At 70.4% G+C, this 20864-nt stretch carries 18 protein-coding genes and 1 tRNA gene; 12 read left to right on the top strand and 7 right to left on the bottom strand.

The annotated features are described in order from the left end of the window. Positions 1-22 precede the first annotated feature (22 nt). Positions 23-1102, top strand: a complete 1080-nt coding sequence (hisC, locus tag AB0Q90_RS15595) for a histidinol-phosphate transaminase (RefSeq protein WP_363163447.1) — start codon at positions 23-25, stop codon at positions 1100-1102. Here hisC and AB0Q90_RS15600 read toward each other — a convergent pair. Then, positions 1099-1473: a cyclophilin-like fold protein gene (locus AB0Q90_RS15600; RefSeq protein WP_363163446.1), complete on the bottom strand. Its 375-nt coding sequence runs from the start codon at positions 1471-1473 to the stop codon at positions 1099-1101. The genes hisC and AB0Q90_RS15600 overlap by 4 nt on opposite strands. A 210-nt stretch (positions 1474-1683) precedes the next feature. Here AB0Q90_RS15600 and AB0Q90_RS15605 point away from each other — a divergent pair, with 210 nt between their 5' ends. From AB0Q90_RS15605 to AB0Q90_RS15625, 5 genes are all read left to right on the top strand, one after another. Continuing rightward, the gene (locus AB0Q90_RS15605) at positions 1684-3192 is read left to right on the top strand and encodes a cytochrome ubiquinol oxidase subunit I (RefSeq protein WP_363163445.1); all 1509 of its coding nucleotides are present in this window, start codon (positions 1684-1686) and stop codon (positions 3190-3192) included. 20 nt (positions 3193-3212) lie between these two features. Further along, on the top strand, positions 3213-4217 hold the full coding sequence (gene cydB / locus AB0Q90_RS15610; RefSeq protein WP_363163444.1) for a cytochrome d ubiquinol oxidase subunit II: 1005 nt from the start codon (positions 3213-3215) through the stop codon (positions 4215-4217). 70 nt (positions 4218-4287) lie between these two features. Continuing rightward, complete coding sequence (gene cydD / locus AB0Q90_RS15615; RefSeq protein WP_363163443.1) at positions 4288-7776, top strand: thiol reductant ABC exporter subunit CydD; 3489 nt, start codon at positions 4288-4290, stop codon at positions 7774-7776. Positions 7777-7851: 75 nt separating this feature from the next. After that, on the top strand, positions 7852-9537 hold the full coding sequence (locus tag AB0Q90_RS15620) for a GAF domain-containing protein (RefSeq protein ID WP_363163442.1): 1686 nt from the start codon (positions 7852-7854) through the stop codon (positions 9535-9537). 134 nt (positions 9538-9671) lie between these two features. After that, positions 9672-10730, top strand: coding sequence for a M23 family metallopeptidase (locus tag AB0Q90_RS15625; RefSeq protein ID WP_363163441.1), 1059 nt, complete (start codon positions 9672-9674; stop codon positions 10728-10730). 9 nt (positions 10731-10739) lie between these two features. On the opposite strand, the gene AB0Q90_RS15630 is transcribed toward AB0Q90_RS15625, so the two are convergent. From AB0Q90_RS15630 to AB0Q90_RS15655, 6 genes are all read right to left on the bottom strand, one after another. After that, positions 10740-11624 (bottom strand): HAD hydrolase family protein, encoded by an 885-nt coding sequence (locus AB0Q90_RS15630; RefSeq protein WP_363163440.1) that lies wholly within the window; start codon positions 11622-11624, stop codon positions 10740-10742. 75 nt (positions 11625-11699) lie between these two features. Next, a complete protein-coding gene (locus tag AB0Q90_RS15635) occupies positions 11700-12602 on the bottom strand; it encodes an LLM class flavin-dependent oxidoreductase (protein WP_363163439.1) in 903 nt (300 codons plus the stop codon). A 41-nt stretch (positions 12603-12643) separates the two neighbouring features. Further along, positions 12644-13087, bottom strand: a complete 444-nt coding sequence (locus AB0Q90_RS15640) for a hypothetical protein (protein ID WP_363163438.1) — start codon at positions 13085-13087, stop codon at positions 12644-12646. Between the two features lie 17 nt (positions 13088-13104). Next, positions 13105-13653, bottom strand: coding sequence for an RNA 2'-phosphotransferase (locus tag AB0Q90_RS15645; protein ID WP_363163437.1), 549 nt, complete (start codon positions 13651-13653; stop codon positions 13105-13107). 215 nt (positions 13654-13868) lie between these two features. Continuing rightward, positions 13869-15629, bottom strand: coding sequence for an SDR family oxidoreductase (locus tag AB0Q90_RS15650; RefSeq protein WP_363163436.1), 1761 nt, complete (start codon positions 15627-15629; stop codon positions 13869-13871). Beyond that, positions 15626-16468: a M24 family metallopeptidase gene (locus tag AB0Q90_RS15655; protein ID WP_363163435.1), complete on the bottom strand. Its 843-nt coding sequence runs from the start codon at positions 16466-16468 to the stop codon at positions 15626-15628. Before AB0Q90_RS15655 ends, AB0Q90_RS15650 begins: the two co-directional genes overlap by 4 nt. Before the next feature lie 247 nt (positions 16469-16715). Between AB0Q90_RS15655 and AB0Q90_RS15660 the strand changes: the two genes are divergently transcribed. The 6 genes from AB0Q90_RS15660 (at position 16716) to AB0Q90_RS15685 (ending at position 20864) form a co-directional block, all read left to right on the top strand. Next, a complete protein-coding gene (locus tag AB0Q90_RS15660) occupies positions 16716-17699 on the top strand; it encodes an ABC transporter ATP-binding protein (protein WP_363163476.1) in 984 nt (327 codons plus the stop codon). Then, complete coding sequence (locus AB0Q90_RS15665; RefSeq protein ID WP_363163434.1) at positions 17689-18597, top strand: ABC transporter permease; 909 nt, start codon at positions 17689-17691, stop codon at positions 18595-18597. Before AB0Q90_RS15660 ends, AB0Q90_RS15665 begins: the two co-directional genes overlap by 11 nt. Continuing rightward, positions 18594-19505 carry an ABC transporter ATP-binding protein gene (locus AB0Q90_RS15670; RefSeq protein ID WP_363163433.1) on the top strand — a complete coding sequence of 304 codons (912 nt, stop codon included), beginning with the start codon at positions 18594-18596 and terminating at the stop codon, positions 19503-19505. Before AB0Q90_RS15665 ends, AB0Q90_RS15670 begins: the two co-directional genes overlap by 4 nt. Positions 19506-19514: 9 nt before the next feature. Beyond that, positions 19515-20234 (top strand): ABC transporter permease, encoded by a 720-nt coding sequence (locus AB0Q90_RS15675; protein ID WP_363163432.1) that lies wholly within the window; start codon positions 19515-19517, stop codon positions 20232-20234. A 73-nt stretch (positions 20235-20307) separates the two neighbouring features. Continuing rightward, entirely contained in the window at positions 20308-20511 is a 204-nt protein-coding gene (locus tag AB0Q90_RS15680; RefSeq protein WP_363163431.1) for a hypothetical protein, read from the top strand. 268 nt (positions 20512-20779) lie between these two features. Then, positions 20780-20864, top strand: a tRNA-Ser gene (locus tag AB0Q90_RS15685).

Below are 20864 nucleotides of genomic sequence, written 5' to 3' on the forward strand. Positions count from 1 at the left end.
GGTGGTCGCGAGGAGGACTGCGGTGAGCGAGACGAGCCCCAAGCTGCGAGCCGAGCTGGAGGGTATCCCCACCTACAAGCCGGGCAAGCCCGCCGCGGCCGGTGGCCCGGTGGCCTACAAGCTGTCCTCCAACGAGAACCCCTATCCGCCGCTGCCGGGCGTGATGGAGAGCGTGACCGCCGCGGCCTCCGCCTTCAACCGCTACCCGGACATGGCGTGCACGGGCCTGATGAACGAGCTGTCCGACCGCTTCGGGGTGCCGCTCACCCATCTGTCCACCGGCACCGGCTCCGTCGGCGTGGCCCAGCAGCTGCTCCAGGCCACCTCCGGACCGGGCGACGAGGTCATCTACGCCTGGCGGTCCTTCGAGGCGTACCCGATCATCACGCAGATCAGCGGCGCGACCTCGGTGCGGGTGCCGCTGACGCCGGGCGATGTGCACGACCTGGACGCGATGGCCGACGCCATCACCGACCGGACCCGGCTGATCTTCGTCTGCAACCCCAACAACCCGACCGGCACGGTGGTGAAGCGGGCCGAGCTGGAGCGGTTCCTCGACCGGGTGCCCGGCGATGTGCTGGTGGTGCTGGACGAGGCCTACCGCGAGTTCATCCGCGACCCCGAGGTGCCGGACGGCGTGGAGATCTACCGGGATCGGCCGAACGTCTGCGTTCTGCGCACCTTCTCCAAGGCGTACGGTCTGGCCGGTCTGCGGGTCGGCTTCGCGATCGCCCACGAGCCGGTCGCGGCGGCGCTGCGCAAGACGGCGGTGCCCTTCGGCGTGAGCCAGCTCGCGCAGGACGCGGCCGTCGCCTCGCTGCGGGCCGAGGACGAACTGCTCGGCCGGGTCGGCTCGCTGGTCTGCGAGCGCAACCGCGTGGTCGACGCGCTGCGCGCGCAGGGCTGGACGGTCCCCGAGACTCAGGCCAACTTCGTGTGGCTGCGGCTGGGGGAGCGCACGGTCGCCTTCGCGACGGCGTGCGAGCAGGCCGGCGTGGTGGTCCGGCCGTTCCCGGGCGAGGGTGTGCGGGTGACGATCGGTGAGGCCGAGGCGAACGACATCTTCCTGAAGGTGTCGGAGGCGTTCCGCAAGGAGCTCTAGTCCTCGACGAGTTCGACGCGGACGGGGTCCCCGTTCCGCGCGGACGTCAGGACACGCGGGTCGCCGTCGAGGCGGCCCAGAACATTGCACGGGCTCGCGAGGCGGCATTCGTCGCCTCGCGAGATCGGCGTGGGCCCGTAGGGGAGCGCCAGTGCGTCGCCGTCGGTCCAGAAGGCGACGGTGCCCGGCTCGACGACCTGGCGGGCGTCTGTTTCACGTGGAACCGAGACGCCCGTGTCGAAGTACACCTCCTCGCCCCAGGTCCGGGCAGTGGAGACGAGCGGCAGTTCCTTGGCGAGGGCGCGGGCCGTCGGGGTGTCGTCGAGGGTCGCGGTGAGGTGGCCGGCGGGCCACGAGATCCGTATCTGCACAACAGGCAATTCAACAAGATGTTGAAGTTGCTGCCAAGAGGTTGCCCGAAAGGCCCAAGCGGGGACCCCCCTTCAAGCTTCGATAATCAGTGCGTCATAATTGCTTGTGAATGTGAACGCGTTCACAAGCGTGTCCCGTTGCTCCAGCGATGTGTGTGACAAAAGGGGCAAACTGCCGCTGTACCACGGCGACGTAAGGAGACTGACGACGTGGACCTGGCTCTGGCGCCGGAGACACTGGCGCGATGGCAGTTCGGCATCACCACCGTCTACCACTTCCTGTTCGTCCCCTTGACGATCTCGCTCGCCGCGCTGACGGCCGGCTTGCAGACGGCCTGGGTGCGCACGGAGAAGGAGAAGTACCTCAGGGCCACCAAGTTCTGGGGAAAGCTCTTCCTGATCAACATCGCGATGGGTGTGGTCACCGGCATCGTGCAGGAGTTCCAGTTCGGCATGAACTGGTCCGACTACTCGCGCTTCGTCGGTGACATCTTCGGCGCCCCGCTCGCCTTCGAGGCGCTGATCGCGTTCTTCTTCGAGTCCACCTTCATCGGTCTGTGGATCTTCGGCTGGGACAAGCTGCCGAAGAAGATCCACCTCGCCTGTATCTGGATGGTGTCGATCGGCACCATCCTGTCGGCGTACTTCATCCTCGCGGCCAACTCGTGGATGCAGCACCCGGTCGGATACAAGATCAACGAGGCGAAGGGGCGGGCCGAACTCACCGACTTCTGGCTGGTCCTGTCGCAGAACACCGCGCTGGCCCAGGCCTTCCACACCCTCTCGGCCGCCTTCCTCACCGGTGGCGCCTTCATGGTCGGCATTTCCGCCTTCCACCTGCTGCGCAAGAAGCACATCCGGGAGATGAAGACCTCGCTGCGGCTCGGCCTGGTCACGCTCGTCATCGGCGGCGCGCTCACCGCGATCAGCGGCGACACCCTCGGCAAGATCATGTACGAGCAGCAGCCGATGAAGATGGCCGCGGCCGAGGCCCTGTGGGACGGAGAAGCGCCCGCGCCCTTCTCGATCTTCGCCTACGGCGACGTCGACGAGGGTCACAACAAGGTCGCCATAGAGATTCCGGGACTGCTGTCCTTCCTGGCCAAGGACGACTTCAGCTCCTACGTCCCCGGCATCAACGACGTGCAGAAGGCCGAGGTGGAGCAGTTCGGGCCCGGCGACTACCGGCCCAACATCCCCGTCGCCTACTGGGGTTTCCGCTGGATGATCGGCTTCGGTATGGCGTCGCTCGCCATCGGTGTGGTCGGACTCTGGCTGACCCGCAAGAAGTTCATGCTGCCGCAGCACCTGCGGGTCGGTGAGGACGAGGTGCCGAACCTGGTCCTGTTCCGCAAGAAGGCTCTCGGCCCGAAGCTCACCAAGTGGTACTGGCTCATCGCGATCTGGACCCTGGGCTTCCCGCTGATCGCCAACTCCTGGGGCTGGATCTTCACCGAGATGGGCCGCCAGCCCTGGGTCGTCTACGGCGTGCTCCGGACCCGGGACGCGGTCTCCCCCGGTGTCTCGCAGGGCGAGGTCCTCACCTCGATGATCGTCTTCACCGCGCTGTACGCCATCCTCGCCGTGATCGAGGTCAAGCTGCTCGTCAAGTACGTCAAGGCCGGCCCGCCCGAGCTCACCGAGGCCGACCTCAACCCGCCCACGAAGATCGGCGGCGACCCCCAGGACGCCGACAAGCCGATGGCCTTCTCGTACTAGGCCGAGGGAGCTGCACAGTCATGGAACTGCACGACGTCTGGTTCGTTCTGATCGCCGTCCTGTGGATCGGCTACTTCTTCCTGGAGGGCTTTGACTTCGGGGTCGGTATCCTCACCAAGCTGCTGGCCCGGAACCGGCCCGAGAAGCGGGTTCTGATCAACACCATCGGCCCGGTCTGGGACGGCAACGAGGTGTGGCTGCTCACGGCGGGCGGTGCGACCTTCGCCGCCTTCCCCGAGTGGTACGCCACGCTCTTCTCCGGCTTCTACCTGCCCCTGCTGATCATCCTGGTCAGTCTGATCGTCCGGGGCGTCGCCTTCGAGTACCGGTCGAAGCGGCCCGAGGAGAACTGGCAGCGCAACTGGGAGACCGCGATCTTCTGGTCCTCGCTCATCCCGGCGTTCCTGTGGGGCGTGGCCTTCGGCAACATCGTCCGGGGCGTGAAGATCGACCGGAACTTCGAGTACGTCGGCAACTTCTGGGACCTGCTCAACCCCTACGCGCTCATCGGCGGTCTGGTGACGCTGACGCTGTTCACCTTCCACGGTGCGGTGTTCGTGGCGCTCAAGACCGTCGGGGACATCCGGGAGCGGGCGCGGAAGCTGGCGCTTCAGGTGGGTCTCGTCACGGCCGTGCTCGCGCTGGTCTTCCTGTTGTGGACGCAGATCGAGAACGGTGACGGCGAGAGCCTGGCCGCCCTGGTGGTGGCCGTGGCGGCGCTGGTGGCGGCGCTGGTGGCGAATCAGGCCGGGCGCGAGGGCTGGGCGTTCGCGCTCTCCGGCGTCACTGTCGTGGCCGCCGTGGCGATGCTCTTCCTGACGCTCTTCCCGAACGTCATGCCGTCCTCGCTCAATGACGAGTGGAGCCTGACGGTCACCAACGCCTCGTCGAGCCCGTACACCCTGAAGATCATGACCTGGTGTGCCGGTATCGCCACGCCGATCGTCCTGCTCTACCAGAGTTGGACCTACTGGGTGTTCCGCAAGCGGATCGGTACCCAGCACATCGCGGAACCTGCGCACTGAGTCCGGATGGGGTCATGTTTCACGTGAAACATGACCCCATAGACCCCTTTGAGAAGAGGGTGTGTTTCACGTGAAACCGATCGACCCGCGTCTGCTCCGGTACGCCCGCGCCACCCGTCTCTTCATGGTGGCGGTCGTCGGCCTGGGCGCCGTCGGAGCGGCGCTGGTCATCGCGCAGGCGATGCTCATCGCCGAGGTGGTGGTCGGCGCGTTCCAGCACGGTCAGTCGGTCGGTGAACTGCGCACTCCCCTGCTGCTGTTGGCGGCCGTCGCCTGTGGGCGTGCGCTGGTGTCCTGGCTCACCGAGCTCGCCGCGCACCGGGCGAGCGCCGCGGTGAAGTCGGAGCTGCGCGGGCGTCTGCTGGAGCGCGCGGCCGAACTCGGCCCCGGGTGGCTCAGTGGACAGCGGACCGGCTCGCTGGTCGCCCTCGCCACCCGTGGAGTCGACGCGCTCGACGACTACTTCTCCCGCTATCTGCCGCAGTTGGGGCTCGCGGTGGTCGTGCCGGTGGCGGTGCTCGCCCGGATCGTCACCGAGGACTGGGTCTCGGCGGCCATCATCGTCGGCACCCTCCCCCTCATCCCGATCTTCATGATGCTGATCGGCTGGGCCACGCAGTCCCGGATGGACCGTCAGTGGCAGTTGCTGTCCCGGCTGTCCGGCCACTTTCTGGACGTCGTCGCGGGGCTGCCCACGCTGAAGGTGTTCGGGCGGGCCAAGGCCCAGGCCGAGTCGATCCGCCGGATCACCGACGACTACCGGCGGGCGACGATGCGCACGCTGCGGATCGCCTTCCTGTCCTCCTTCGCGCTGGAGCTGCTGGCGACGATCTCGGTCGCGCTGGTTGCCGTGACGATCGGCATGCGGCTCGTCCACGGCGAAATGGACCTGTACATCGGCCTGGTCATCCTCGTGCTCGCGCCCGAGGCCTATCTGCCGCTGCGCCAGGTGGGCGCGCAGTACCACGCGGCGGCGGAGGGGCTGGCGGCCGCCGAGGAGATCTTCGAGGTCCTGGAGACACCGGTGCCGGCGTCGGGGACCGCGACGGTGCCCGCGGGTTCCGTGGCCTTCGAGGGAGTGACGGTCCGCTATCCGGGGCGGTCCGGGGATGCCGTGTCGGAGGTGTCCTTCGCGGTCGAGGCCGGAGAGACTGTCGCGCTCGTGGGGCCGAGCGGCGCGGGCAAGTCCACGCTGCTGAACGTGCTTCTGGGCTTCGTACGGCCCGCCGAGGGCAAGGTGATCGTCGGCGGCACCGATCTCGCGGAGCTGGACCTGGAGCAGTGGCGGTCGCGGATCGCGTGGGTGCCGCAGCGCCCCCAGCTGTTCGCCGGGACGATCGCCGAGAACGTACGGCTGGCTCGCCCGGACGCCGACGACGCCGCCGTGGCGCGGGCGCTGGAGGAGGCCGGGGCGCTGGAGTTCGTGGCCGCGCTGCCCCAGGGGGCGGACACCGTGCTCGGTGAGGACGGTGCCGGGCTGTCCGCCGGGCAGCGGCAACGGCTCGCGCTCGCCCGGGCGTTTCTCGCGGACCGGCCGGTGCTGCTGCTCGACGAGCCGACGGCCGCGCTGGACGGGGAGACCGAGGCGGAGGTCGTGGCGGCGGTGCGGCGGCTGGCCGTGGGCCGGACGGTGCTGCTGGTCGTGCACCGGCCCGCACTGCTGGGCATCGCGGACCGGGTGGTGCGGCTGGCGGAGGCCGCGGTGCCCGCTCCGGCGACCGCCCTCACCCCCAAGGCACCGGCCGCTCGGGCGATCGAGGCGGCCGGGACCTCTGCCTCCGAGGCGCAGGCAGCGCCGGCGACGGCCACCGGCGGTGTCCTCGCCCGCGTCCGCGCCATGTCCGGCGCCCGCCGCGGCGGACTCGCCCTCGCCCTGCTGCTCGGCAGCCTCGCCCTCGGCAGCGCCGTCGGCCTGATGGCCACCTCGGGGTGGCTCATCTCGCGGGCCTCGCAGCAGCCGCCCGTGCTGTACCTGATGGTGGCCGTGACGGCGACGCGCGCCTTCGGCATCGGTCGCGCCGTCTTCCGGTACGCCGAGCGGCTGGTGTCGCACGACGCCGTGCTGCGGATGCTCGCCGAGACCCGGGTCGCCGTGTACCGCCGACTGGAGCGGCTGGCGCCCGCCGGGCTGCGCACGACCCGGCGGGGAGACCTGCTGTCGCGGCTCGTCTCCGACGTGGACGCCCTCCAGGACTACTGGCTGCGCTGGCTGCTGCCCGCCGGTGCCGCCACCGTCGTCTCCGCCGCCTCCGTCGGCTTCACGGCCTGGCTGCTTCCGGAGGCCGGCGCCGTGCTCGCCGTCGGCCTGCTGGCGGCCGGAGTCGGCGTCCCGCTGCTCACCGGCGCCGTGGCCCGGCGTGCCGAGCGCCGGCTGGCCCCCGCCCGCGGGGTACTGGCGACGCGCGTGACCGACCTGCTCACCGGAACCGCGGAGCTGACGGTCGCCGGCGCCCTGCCCGCCCGTACCGCCGAGGCGCGGCGGGCCGACGGGACGCTCACCCGGATCGCCTCGCGGGCCGCCGGGGCCACCGCACTCGGCGACGGGCTCACGGCGCTGGTCTCCGGACTCACCGTCGCCCTCGCCGCCCTCGTGGGCGCCCAGGGGGTCGCCGACGGGCGGCTGAGCGGTGTGGCGATGGCCGTCGTGGTGCTCACCCCGCTGGCCGCCTTCGAGGCGGTCCTGGGGCTGCCGCTCGCCGTGCAGTACCGGCAGCGGGTGCGCAGGAGCGCGGAGCGCGTGTACGAGGTGCTGGACGCGCCCGAGCCCGTGCGGGAGCCGGAGCGGCCGCGCCAGGCGCCCGTGTCGCCGTTCCCGGTCGTCCTCAGGGGCCTGACCGCCCGGCACGCCGGGCAGGACCGGGACGCGCTCGCCGGACTCGACCTGACCTTGGCGGAGGGCCGCCGGATCGCCGTGGTCGGGCCGTCCGGGTCGGGCAAGACGACGCTGGCCCAGACGCTGCTGCGCTTCCTCGACGCCGACGCGGGCTCGTACACGCTGGGCGGTGTGGACGCGTCCACCGTGGACGGCGACGACGTACGGCGGCTGGTCGGGCTGTGTGCCCAGGACGCGCACCTCTTCGACAGCTCCGTGCGCGAGAACCTGCTCCTCGCCAAGAAGGACGCCACCGAGGACGAACTGCGGGACGCCCTGCGGCGCGCCCGGCTGCTGGACTGGGCCGAGAGCCTGCCCGACGGGCTGGACACGCTGGTCGGCGAGCACGGTGCCCGGCTCTCCGGCGGCCAGCGGCAGCGGCTGGCGCTGGCCCGCGCGCTCCTCGCCGACTTCCCCGTGCTCGTGCTCGACGAACCGGCCGAGCATCTCGACCTGCCCACCGCCGACGCGCTCACCGCCGATCTGCTGGCCGCCACCGAGGGCCGTACGACCTTGCTCATCACTCACCGGCTGGCCGGTCTGGAGGCCGTGGACGAGGTGGTCGTGCTGGACGAGGGGCGTGTGGTGCAGCGGGGCGGATACGCGGAGCTGGCGGCAGTGGAGGGGCCGTTGCGGGCGATGGTGGCGCGGGAGGAAGAGGCGGATCTGCTGGTAGGGGCGGGCTAGGTGGGCGACACGGCCGTGCCTGCCTCCCCGTCAACTCGACTTTCCGTAGCAAATCGGACTAATTAGGCTCGGGTCATGTCCGACGCACCGCCCTCCGGTCCCCCGTCCCCCGCCCTCGGGCTGTCGGCCGAGCTGGCCGCGCGGCTGCCGCAGCTGCTGGAGGCGATGCGGTCCGTCGGCAGCGGTCTTGAACTGCACTCCACCCTTGACCGGATCTGCGAGACCGCGGCCTCCCTGGCGGACGCCCGTTATGCGGCCATCGGCGTCGTCGACGAGGACGGCGACGGGCTTTCCGACTTCGTCTTCCACGGGGTCGACACGGCGACCGCCCGCCGGATCGGACGACTGCCCGACGGCCACAAGGGCCTGCTGGGCGCCCTCATCAACGACCCGAAACCGCTCAGGCTCGCGAATCTGACGGAGGATCCGCGCTCGTGCGGCTTCCCCGAGCACCATCCGCCGATGCGCACCTTCCTCGGCGTCCCCATCCGCGTCCAGGGGGACATCTTCGGGAACCTGTACCTGACCGAGAAGCGCGGTGGGGAGCCGTTCAACGACGACGACCTCAACATGGTCCGGGTGCTGGCCACCGAGGCCGGTATCGCCATCGGCAACGCCCGCCTGTACGAGGCCGCCAAGCAGCGCGAGCGCTGGATCGACGGGTCGGTCGCCGTGACGACCGCGCTGCTGTCGGGCGGTGACGCCGACGACGCCCTCCAGGTGGTCGCCGAGCAGGCGCGCAGACTGTCGGGCTCGGCCGCCGGCATCGTGCTGCTGCCCGCGGACGAGGGCGGCCTGGAGATCGTCGCCGTGGCCGCCGAACGGCCGACCGGCGCGCTGGGGACGGTCGTCCCGCCCGACAGCGAGATCGTGGCCGAACTCCTCGACGGGCAGGCGGTCTTCCTCGACGATGCGGCCGGCGACCCCCGGGTGACCACCGAACTCGCCCGTGACTACGGGCCGACCATGCTGCTGCCGCTGCACAGCGACGGCCGTGTGCTGGGCAGCCTGGTGACGCCCCGCGCGCGGGGGGAGCGCCCCTTCACGGAGACCGAGCGCACCCTCGCCGTCCAGTTCGCCTCGCAGGCCGCGCTCGCGCTGATGATGGCCGAGGCGCAGCGCGACCGGGAGCGGCTCGCGGTGTACGAGGACCGCGACCGCATCGCCCGGGACCTGCACGACCTCGTCATCCAGCGGCTTTTCGCCACCGGGATGATGCTGGAGCGGGCGCAGCGCAGGTCGGTCGTGCCCGAGGTGCAGCGGGGCGTCGGCAAGGCGGTCGACGAACTCGACGTCACCATCCAGGAGATCCGCACCGCGATCTTCGCCCTGCAACAGGGCCCCGCCGAGGTTCCGTCCGGACTGCGCACCCGGGTGCTGCGGGAGATCAACATGGCCTCGGTCCCGCTCGGCTTCAAGCCCTCGCACCGTTTCCTCGGCCCGGTCGACACCCTGGTCGGCGAGCTCACAGGCAAGAACCTCATCGCCGCCCTGCGCGAGGCCCTCTCCAACGCCTTCCGCCATGCGCAGGCGTCACGCATCGACGTCGTCGTCGATGCGACCGTGACCCTGCCGGACGGGCGGCCCGGCGTCCGGCTGACCGTCGCCGACGACGGTGTCGGCATCCCCGAGGGCGGCCGGCGCAGCGGTCTGAAGAACCTCGGGCGCCGCGCGGAGGCCCTCGGTGGCGACAGCCGGCACGGCCCCGGCATCGGCGAGAACGGCGGCGGCACGACGGTGGTGTGGCAGGCGCCGCACTGAAATCCCCAGCAGGCCCTCCAAACTCCAGCAGGCCCTCCAACCGAGCGCCTGTCTGGTCCATCCGGAGCAACTCTTCCCCCAGCCGTACGACTTGAACAGGACTGGCCGCCCCGGCGCGCGACAGGATCGCTGACATGCGCTCATCCCGCCGTCATCCGCTGCTCGTTCCGGTGCTGCTGTGTGCGTTCGCCGTGCTCGCGGCCCGCCCCACCGACGCCGCCGACTCCGGTGGCGACTCCGGTGGCGACTCCGGTCTCAGCGCGCAGGTGGCGCAGCTGTACCAGGACGCCGGCGTGGCCACGCAGCAGTACGAGGCTGGGCGGCGGGAGGCGGCCGCGCAGCGGGGCCGCGCGCAGCGGTTCGAGGCGCTTCTGGAGCGTGAGCGGCGGGAGATCGCGGAAATGCACGAGGACCTGGGCCGGATCGCGCGCGCCCAGTACCGCGACGGCGGTGGGATGCCGATCACCGCGCAGATCATCCTTGCCAGGAGCCCGGACGAACTGATGCGAGGTCAGCATGTCTTCTCCCGGACGAACCTGGCCGTCAACAACGCCATCGAGAAGAGCCGCCGGGCCGAGGCACGCCTTGCCGCGGACCAGGAGAAGGCCGCGTCGGTCTGGCGCGAGCTGGACAGGCGGAACACCGAACTCGCCGTACTGAAGAAGGACATCGAGGAGAAACTCGAAGAGGCCCGCTGGCAGTTGCAGGGCAGGGCGGACGCCTCGGTGGCCGCGGGTGCGTGCCGAGGTCCCGTACGGCTGGACCAGCCGGAGACGCGCTTCTCGAACCCGTGGGTCGCGCCGCTGGAGACGTACGAGCTGTCCGCGGGGTACGGCAGCGGCGGGGCGCGGTGGGCGAACCGGCACACCGGGCAGGACTTCGCGGTGCCGATCGGTACGCCGGTGCGGGCGGTCGGCGCGGGACGCGTGGAGAGGGTGTCCTGCGGAGGCCCCTTCGGCGTCGAGGTCGTGCTGGAGCACGCGGGCGGCTACTACACGCAGTACGCCCATCTCGCCGCCGTCGCCGTCGACCAGGGGGAGCGGGTGAGCCCCGGGCAGTGGATCGGGCAGTCGGGCACGAGCGGCAACTCCACGGGCCCGCACCTGCACTTCGAGGTGCGGGTCACGCCGGAGATGGGGTCGGCCGTGGACCCGGGCCCGTGGCTGGCGGCGCGGGGCGCCCCGCTCGGCTAGGAACGGGGCCTAGCGCTTTGCCAGCAGCCGCTCGATCACGACCGCCACGCCGTCGTCGTTGTTGGCGACGGTCCGGCCCGAGGCCGCGGCGACCACGTCCGGGTGGGCGTTGCCCATCGCGTACGACTGCCCGGCCCAGGTCAGCATCTCGACGTCGTTCGGCATGTCCCCGAAGGCGACGACCTCCTCGTGCGAGATGCCGCGCTCGGCGCAGCACAGGGCGAGGGTGCTGGCCTTGGAGACACCGGGACCGCTGATCTCCAGCAGGGCGCTGGGGCTGGAGCGGGTGACGTTGGCGCGCTCGCCTATGGCGAGGCGGGCCAGGGTGAGAAAGGCGTCCGGGTCGAGGTCGGGGTGGTAGGCGAGGATCTTCAGCACCGGCTCACCGGCCCCGGGGGCCTCCGGCGACAGGAGGTACTCGGCCGGCGCAAGCGAGTCGGGGGTCTCCATGTGCAGCTTCGGGTAGTCCGGCTCCTGGTAGAAGCCGTACGTCTGCTCAACGGCGTACACCGTGCCGGGCGCTGCCTCGCGCAGCAGTCGTACGGCGTCCAGCGCGTTCGCCCGGGCCAGCTCGCGCACCTTCACGAACCGGTGGGTGCCGGGGCCGCCGTGCAGGTCGACCACGGCGGCGCCGTTGCCGCAGATCGCCAGGCCGTGGCCGTGGACGTGCTCGCTGACGACATCCATCCAGCGGGCCGGCCGGCCGGTCACGAAGAAGACCTCGACGCCCGCCTCCTCGGCGGCGGCGAGGGCCGCGACGGTGCGTGGCGACACCGACTTGTCGTCCCGCAGCAGGGTGCCGTCGAGATCGGTGGCGATCAGCCGTGGCGGAAGGGCGGCGGCCGGGGTCTCGGGCTGTCGAGTCGCTGAGGTCACCCCGTCATTCTCCCGCATATGCCCGCACGGCCGTGCGAGAGTCCGCACATCTGAGTAGTTACCGCCCCACCCGCGCCGTCACCCTCCGTCGGGTCAGCGCAGCTGTCCGGGGGCCTCCATGGCGATCTGCTCGAAGACCTTCTCGTCCGCGGCGAAGTCGGAGTCGGGGATCGGCCAGTGGACCACGATCTCGGTGAAGCCCAGTTCCCGGTGGCGCCCGGCGAAGTCCACGAACGCGTCGAGCGACTCCAGCGGGCGGGCGCGGTCCGGGGTGAAACCGGTGAGCAGGACCTTGTCCATCGCGGTCACGTCCCGGCCGATCGCCGCGCAGGCGTCGGACAGCTTCTCGACCTGTCCGCGAATGGCTTGAATCGACTGTTCAGAAGTGCCGTTCTCGTACAGCTTGGGGTCGCCGGTAGTCACCCACGCCCGGCCGTGGAGTGCGGCGAGCCGCAGCCCGCGCGGGCCGGTCGCGGCCACCGCGAACGGCAGCCGGGGGCGCTGGACGCAGCCGGGGATGTTGCGTGCCTCGTGGGCGGAGTAGAAGTCGCCCTCGTAGGAGACCGAGTCCTCGCTCAGCAGCCGGTCGAGCAGCTGCACGAACTCCGCGAACCGGTCGGCCCGTTCGCGTGGCGTCCACGGCTCCTGGCCCAGCGCGGTGGCGTCGAAGCCGGTGCCGCCCGCGCCGACGCCGAGCGTGACCCGGCCGCCCGACACGTCGTCGAGCGTGATCAGCTCCTTGGCGAGGGTCACCGGGTGCCGGAAGTTCGGGGAGGTCACCAGGGTGCCCAGGCGCAGCTGGTCGGTGACGGCCGCGGCGGCGGTCAGCGTCGGCACGGCACCGAACCAGGGCCCGTCCCGGAACGTGCGCCAGGACAGATGGTCGTAGGTATAGCCGCTGTGGAAGCCGAGCTGCTCCGCGCGCTGCCAGGCCTCACGGCTTCCCTCGTGCCACCTGCGGTACGGGAGGATCACGGTGCTCAGACGCAAACTCATACATCGAGCGTATGCGTCCGAACGCGTTTCACGTGAAACAGTCACCGCGCGCGACTGGCCAGCCACGGGGTGAGGCCCACGAGGATGTACTCCTTGTGCGTCCGGTCCTGCGGGAGCGGGACCATCAGGAAATGACCCGGCGGGAAGCGGCGGGCCTTCACCCAGGCATGGCCGTCGTAGAGGGAGCGCACGAAGGCCGGTACGTCGTCGCGGTCGACGTCGGGGCACTCCACGCCGTCCACGGTGATCAGGGCGTCCTCGTCGGGGTAGAGCCGGACGCGAACGTGGGGGCGTCCGCCCAGCTCGACATACGCCTCGTGGGGCAGGGAGCCGTCCGGATCGGCGGTGACGCCGACGCCCGCGGCGCTGCGCCGGGAGGTCTGGTCGGCGCCGATGTCGTGGGTCACCTCGATCTCGCGCGCGTACTCGGCGGCGATGGCCCGCAGGGCGGTGACGGCGGCCTCGGTGGTGGGGAGATGGTCCATACCACTGATCATGATGGTCAGTGCGGCTCGGGGAAACGCAGATACCGCGGTGGTACGGACTTTGTCAGCCACACTCCGTTGGCGCTGACGTGGAAGACGTGGCCGTCTCGGTGCATGGCGCCGGTGTCCACGGAGAGGACGACGGGCCGGCCGCGGCGGGCACCGACACGGGTCGCGGTCTCGCGGTCCGGTGAGAGGTGTACATCGTGGCGGTTCATGGGGCGGAGCCCCTCGGCGCGGATCGCGTCCAGGCTGCCCGCCACGGTGCCGTGGTAGAGGTACGGCGGCGGGGTCGCCTCGGGCAGTCCCAGGTCGACGTCGACGCTGTGGCCCTGGCTGGCGCGGATTCTCGTGCCCTCGACGGCGAAGCGGCGCTTGTCGTTCGTGGCCACCACGTGGTCGAGTTCCTCGCGGGTGAACCGGAAGCCGTGCGCGGTCGCCGCGGCGATCAGCGTGTCGATCTCGACCCAGCCGCCCTCGTCGAGCGTGAGGCCGATCCGCTCCGGCTGGTGGCGCAGGTGCTTGGAGAGGTACTTCGACACCTTCACGGTGCGTCTCTCGTCCATCGTCCTTTCCTTCATCCTCTCAGCGTGCGGGAGAGACGCGGATCACGCGAATGATTTTGCTCCGGATGTTTGATCCACAGCCAAGTGGGGTTATCCACAGGCGAATTGGCGATTCTGTGGACAACCGGCCTTGGATTCAGGGTATTTGACCAACGTCGAGGAGCAGCCGACGAATTGAGGGGCGGCGCTCCAACGGCCAGGCGCCGCCCGCCCCTTCACAGGCGCGGCTCCACCCGGGCGATCCGCCTCAACAGCCCCGGCGCGAACCGCGAAAGCACATGTGCCCCTCTTGCCTCGGGAGTTACCGGGACCACCGCTTCATTGCGGGTCACCGCGCGCAGGATTGCGTCCGCCACCTTCTCCGGCGGGTAGTTGCGCAGACCGTACAGACGGGCCGACTTCTTCTGCCGACGCTTCTCCTCCTCCGCGTCAACTCCCGCGAAGCGGGCCGTGGATGTGATGTTGGTGTTCACGAAGCCGGGGCAGACGGCGGTCACGCCGATGCCCTGGGAGGCCAGTTCGGCGCGGAGGCACTCGCTCAGCATCAGGACCGCCGCCTTGGAGGTGCTGTAGGCGGGAAGGGCCTTGGAGGGCTGATAGGCCGCCGCGGAGGCGGTGTTGACGATGTGACCGCCCTGGCCCCGCTCGGCCATCTGCTTCCCGAACAGACGGCAACCGTGGATGACGCCCCACAGGTTGACGTCCAGCACCTTGCGCCAGTCGTCCGGCGTCGTGTCGAGGAACGAGCCCGACAGACCGATCCCGGCGTTGTTCACCAGGACGTCCACCACGCCGTACTCGTTGGCGACCTTCTCCGCCAGCTTCTCCATCGCCTGCTCGTCGGAGACGTCGACCGTCTCGGCCCAGGCCTCGGGCGCTCCGATCAGCCGGGACATCTCCGCCGTACGGGCCGCCGCCTCCGCGTCCCGGTCCACGGCCACCACGCGCGCGCCCGACTCGGCGAGCGCGAATGCCGTGGCCCGACCGATGCCGCTGCCCGCGCCGGTGACCAGGACCAGCTGCCCGCCGAAGCGTTCGGCGTGCCGGCCGCTCGCCCGCGCGGGCTCCTGCCGGCCGCCCTCCACCGACGTCACGAACTCCGAGATCCAGGCCGCCAGTTGGTCCGGACGCGTCCGGGGGATCCAGTGCTTCGCCGGAAGCGTGCGGCGCGTCAACTGCGGAGCCCACAGCTCCAGTTCGTCGTAGAGCTTCTCGGACAGGAACGCGTCCCCGAGCGGCGTGATGAGCTGCACGGGCGCGTGTGCGTACGCGTCCGCGCGCGGGCGGCGCAGCCTGGGCCGTACGTTGTCCCGGTACAGCCATGCCCCGTGCGCCGCATCGTTCCTCAGAGAGGGAGTCGGATAGCTGTCGGCCGGGGCCTTCTCCATCCGCTCCAGATACCGGGGCCAGAACTTGCCCAGCGGGCCGCGCCAGGCCAGTTCGGGCAGCACGGGCGTGTGCAGCAGGTACACGTACCAGGACTTGGCGCCCTGGCCGAGGAGTTGGCCGACCCGGCGCGGGGTGGGCCGCTTCATCCGCCGCTGTATCCAGTGGCCGAAGTGGTCCAGCGACGGCCCGGACATCGAGGTGAAGGACGCGATCCGGCCCTCCGTGTGCTTCACCGTCACGAACTCCCAGGACTGCACCGAGCCCCAGTCGTGCCCGACCAGGTGCACCGGCCGGTCCGGGCTGACCGTGTCGGCCACGGCCAGGAAGTCGTCGGTCAGCTTCTCCAGCGTGAACCCGCCGCGCAGCGGCTGCGGCGCGGTGGAGCGGCCGTGGCCGCGCACGTCGTACAGCACGACGTGGAAGTGGTCGGCCAGCCGCAGGGCCACCTCCGACCAGACCTCCTTGCTGTCCGGATACCCGTGCACCAGCAGCACCGTCGGCTGCGCGGGATCCCCCAGCTCCGCGACACACAGCTCGACCCCGCCGGTCCGCACCCAGCGCTCGCGCGCGCCCGTCAGCACTGTCACTTCTCCTCCGCCCAGCGCCGCACGTGCGGCAGATCGTCGTCCAGCCAGAAGGCGCTCTCCTCGGGGTCCCGGGAGTCGGTGACCACCAGGATCTCCTCGAACTTCGCGCCCGTACCCCGGAAGCCGAGATGCGGTTCGACCGCCCACAGACCCGGCTGCGGCGGATGGTCGGAGAAGCGGTACGGCGACCACAGGGGCGACCAGCCCTCGCGGTGACCGTGCAGCGCGTCGGAGGCCAGCCCCTTGAGGGACTGCGTGCCGAACCCGAACAGCCGCGGCGAGAAGCGGCGCTCCTTCACCCGGTCCACCTTGTGCGCGATCACGCCGAAGGGGTACGCGCGGTGCCGGTTGGCGTAGCCCTGGCGGACCATGAGGCGGTCCACGTCCTCGTAGATCTCCCGCAGCGGGCGGCGTTCGCGCACCTCGCGCAGGATCAGCTCGCGGTGTGCCTGGAGGTCGTCCATCAGCTTGTTCTGGACCTGGTTCACACCGAGCGACCCCGAGTAGCCGACGTCCGCGGCGAAGCCGTCGAGGACCGGTGCCATGTCGAGGATGAACGGCATCCCGGGCTCCAGCCGCCGGTCGGTGGGGAAGAACTGCAGCGGGATGCGGAAGTTCACGAACGCCGTGCGGTCCCCGAACCAGGCGAAGGGCAGGTGGAACCAGTCGCGCACCCCGCGCTCGCGCAGCCACTCCCGCTGCATCCGCGCCGCCTCACGCTCCGTCACCCCCGGCTTCAACTGCGCCGCCACCGCCTCCGCGCACTCGTAGGCGAGGCGCTGCACTCTTCGGAAACCTTGCAGCTCCGCCGAGCGTTCACTGGTCACTGCCGTAGCCATGGCACCCCGTCCCACCGGTTGCGGTACGCGCTCGTAACTTGACACCGGCGAATCTCCCAGCTTGTTAGAGTCCGCGTCAATAGGCTTGCGTCGACCTGTGGACGAACGCCCCGATGTGGAAAACGGCATCGCGTTGTTCGACCTCAGGGTGACCCCTACGGACCCGTACGACTCCAGGGGGACCCCGAGACGGCTCTGCGGTCTGATGACCGACGTGTTCCGCGTCACTACCGTTGAAGACGTGACTGTGATCGCGACCGAAAGCCTGAGCAAGCGGTTCCCCCGGGTGACCGCGCTTGACCGGCTCTCCGTGGACGTCGGGCCCGGTGTGACCGGACTCGTCGGAGCCAATGGAGCCGGCAAGTCCACACTGATCAAGATCCTGCTGGGTCTGTCCCCCGCCACCGAGGGCCGCGCCGAGGTGCTCGGCCTCGACGTCGCCACCAAGGGCGCCGCCATCCGTGAGCGCGTCGGCTACATGCCGGAGCACGACTGCCTGCCGCCGGACGTCTCGGCCACCGAGTTCGTCGTCCACATGGCGCGCATGTCGGGCCTGCCGCCGACCGCCGCGCGCGAGCGCACCGCGGACACCCTGCGCCATGTCGGCCTGTACGAGGAGCGCTACCGCCCCATCGGCGGCTACTCCACCGGCATGAAGCAGCGCGTGAAGCTGGCCCAGGCCCTCGTCCACGACCCGCAGCTGGTCTTCCTGGACGAGCCGACCAACGGCCTGGACCCGGTCGGCCGCGACGAGATGCTCGGTCTGATCCGCCGGATCCACACCGACTTCGGCATCTCGGTCCTGGTCACCTCGCACCTCCTGGGCGAACTGGAGCGCACCTGCGACCACGTCGTCGTCATCGACGGCGGCAAGCTCCTGCGCTCCAGCTCCACCACCGACTTCACGCAGATGACCACGACCCTCGCGATCGAGGTCACCGACACCGACGCGCACCCCGACGGCACGCGCGCGGTACGCGAGGCGCTCCACGCGCGCGGGGCGGAGGTCCTGGACGGCACGGGCGGTCTGCCGGGCGCCGGCCACGTCCTGCTGCTCACGGCGCAGGGCGAGGAGACGTACGACCTGGTGCGCGACGTGGTCGCCGACCTCGGCCTCGGCCTGGTCCGCATGGAACAGCGCAGGCACCACATCTCCGAGGTCTTCACCAACGAGGACGAGCAGAAGAACGAGGACGAGCAGCGGAAGGAGGCTGTCGGCCATGGCAGTTGAGCACCCCGTAGCCACCCCCGCGGGCGACCAGACCCGCATCCACGACATCGGCTACCGCAGCTACGACGGCCCCCGCCTCGGCCGCTCCTACGCCACCCGTTCCCTCTACTCGCAGTCCCTGCGCGGCGCCTACGGCCTCGGCCGCTCGGTGAAGTCCAAGGTGCTGCCGATGCTGCTGTTCGTGGTGATGTGCGTCCCCGCGGCCATCATGGTCGCCGTCGCGGTCGCCACCAAGGCGAACGACCTGCCCGTCGACTACACGCGCTACGCCATCATCATGCAGGCGGTCATCAGCCTCTACGTCGCCTCCCAGGCACCCCAGTCCGTCTCGCGCGACCTGCGCTTCAAGACCGTGCCGCTGTACTTCTCGCGGCCCATCGAGACGGCCGACTACGTACGCGCCAAGTACGCGGCCCTGGCCTCGGCGCTGTTCGCCCTGACCGCCACCCCGCTGCTGGTCCTCTACGTGGGCGCGCTGCTGGCCAAGCTCGACTTCACCGAACAGACCAAGGGATTCGCACAGGGGCTCGTCTCCGTGGCACTGCTCTCGCTGCTCTTCGCCGGCATCGGCCTCGTCATCGCCTCGGTCACCCCGCGCCGCGGCTTCGGCATCGCCGCCGTGATCGCCGTACTGACCATCTCCTACGGCGCGGTCACCACGCTCCAGGCCATCGCCGAGGTGCAGGACAGCACGGACGCGATCGCCTGGATCGGCCTCTTCTCGCCGGTCACGCTCATCGACGGCGTGCAGACCGCCTTCCTGGGCGCCACGTCCGCCTTCCCCGGTGAGGTCGGCCCGAGCAACGGGGAGGGCGTGGTCTACGTCCTTGTCTCGCTCGGCCTGATCGCCGCCTCCTACGGCCTCATGATGCGCCGCTACCGAAAGGTCGGGCTGTGACCACGCTCTCCATCGACCACGTCTCCCGCTGGTTCGGCAATGTGGTCGCCGTCAACGACATCACCATGACGATCGGCCCCGGCGTCACCGGCCTGCTCGGCCCCAACGGCGCCGGAAAGTCCACCCTGATCAACATGATGGGCGGCTTCCTGGCCCCCTCCACCGGCACCGTCACCCTCGACGGACAGCCGGTGTGGCGCAACGAGGCCATCTACCAGCACATCGGCATCGTCCCCGAGCGCGAGGCGATGTACGACTTCCTCACTGGCCGCGAATTCGTCGTCGCCAACGCCGAGTTGCACGGCCTGGGCGCCAAGGCCGCCCAAAAGGCCCTGGCCACGGTCGAGATGGAGTACGCGCAGGACCGCAAGATCCAGACGTACTCCAAGGGCATGCGCCAGCGCGTGAAGATGGCCAGCGCCCTCGTCCACGACCCCTCGCTGCTGCTGCTCGACGAGCCCTTCAACGGCATGGACCCCCGTCAGCGCATGCAGCTCATGGACCTGCTGCGGCGCATGGGCGACGAGGGCCGCACGGTGCTGTTCTCGTCCCACATCCTCGAAGAGGTCGAGCAACTCGCCCGCCACATCGAGGTGGTCGTCGCGGGCCGGCACGCGGCCAGCGGTGACTTCCGCAGGATCCGCCGTCTGATGACGGACCGCCCGCACCGCTACCTGGTCCGCTCCAGCGACGACCGCGCCCTTGCGGCCGCGCTGATCGCCGACCCGTCCACCTCGGGCATCGAGGTCGACCTGGCGGAGGGCGCGCTGCGCATCCAGGCCGTCGACTTCGGCCGCTTCACGGCCCTGCTGCCGAAGGTCGCCCGCGACCACGGCATCCGGCTCCTCACGGTCTCGCCGTCCGACGAGTCCCTTGAGTCCGTCTTCTCGTACCTGGTCGCGGCGTAGGAGGCCCTGATGTACGACCCCACAGTCGCCCGGCTCACGTACCGGGCCCTGCTCGGCCGCCGCCGGGCCCTCATCCTGGGCGCCCTGCCCCTGCTGCTGATCGCGATCTCCCTGGTCGTGCGCGGCCTCGCCGGCGCCGACGACCAGACGGCGTCCGACCTGCTCGGCGGCATCGCGCTCGCCACCATGGTGCCGATCATCGGCGTCATCGCGGGCACCGGCGCGATCGGCCCGGAGATCGACGACGGCTCGGTGGTGTACCTGCTCTCCAAGCCGATCAAGCGGCCGACGATCATCTTCACCAAGCTGATCGTGGCGATCGCGGTGACGATGGTGTTCTCGGCGCTGCCGACGCTCATCGCCGGCTTCATCCTCAACGGCAACGGCCAGCAGGTCGCCGTCGCCTACACGGTGGCCGCGCTCGTCGCCTCCATCGCCTACGCGGCGCTCTTCCTGCTGCTCGGCACGGTCTCCCGGCACGCGGTGGTCTTCGGTCTCGTCTACGCCCTCGTCTGGGAAGCCCTGTTCGGCTCCCTGGTGGCCGGCGCGCGCACCCTGAGCGTCCAGCAGTGGTCGCTGGCCGTGGCCCACAAGGTCACCGACGGGGACCTCGTCACCTCGGACGTGAGCCTGCCCACCGCGACGGTTCTGCTGGTCGCGGTCACGGTCCTCGCCACCTGGTACGCCGGCCAGAAGCTGAGGTCGCTGACCCTGGCGGGCGAGGAGTGATCCTGACGGAGGCTTCACCTCTGTCCGGGCACACTGGGCAAACGGGAAGGTTCGGCTGAAAGGGAGGTCGGGGATGGCAGAGGACTGGGACGACGACCTTGTCCTGGACGAGGAGTTCATACGCTCCGCCGAGACCTCCGAGCCGTCCGCCCGCGCCCGTATGCTCGCCGCCCGCTGGCGCACGGAGGCGCCGGAGCCCCAGCCCTGGCGCTCCGACGAACCGCCGGCGGGCTGGTTCTTCAGCAAGGGGCGCCGGCGCAAGTGGCGCCGGCGCTGAGCGTTCGTACGGCCGTTTTATTCGGTGGCGCCCAACTGGGCGGACAGGGACGATGGTTGTGTCCAGGACGCCGGGGATCGTATCGGCGCCACCGTCTGGGAGAGGAGCCGGGCGATGTCCATGCACGACAGTACGTCCAGCTCCCGACAGGGCAGTCCGCGGCGGACTCCGGTGTAGTTACCCCACCGTCGAGCCCCCGCCGCAGGGGAACTGCCCGGGGCGGCCGCTTCGAGCACGCGATTCCCACTTCGCGTGAGGCCGCCCACCCGGAGGATTGGCCGAGTGGTAAGGCACTGGCTTGCTAAGCCAAGGTCGGGGGCAACCCCGCGCACGTTCGATCCGTGCATCCTCCG

Origin of the sequence: Streptomyces sp. NPDC079141, assembly GCF_040686775.1 — a bacterium.
Taxonomy (GTDB): Bacteria; Actinomycetota; Actinomycetes; order Streptomycetales; family Streptomycetaceae; genus Streptomyces.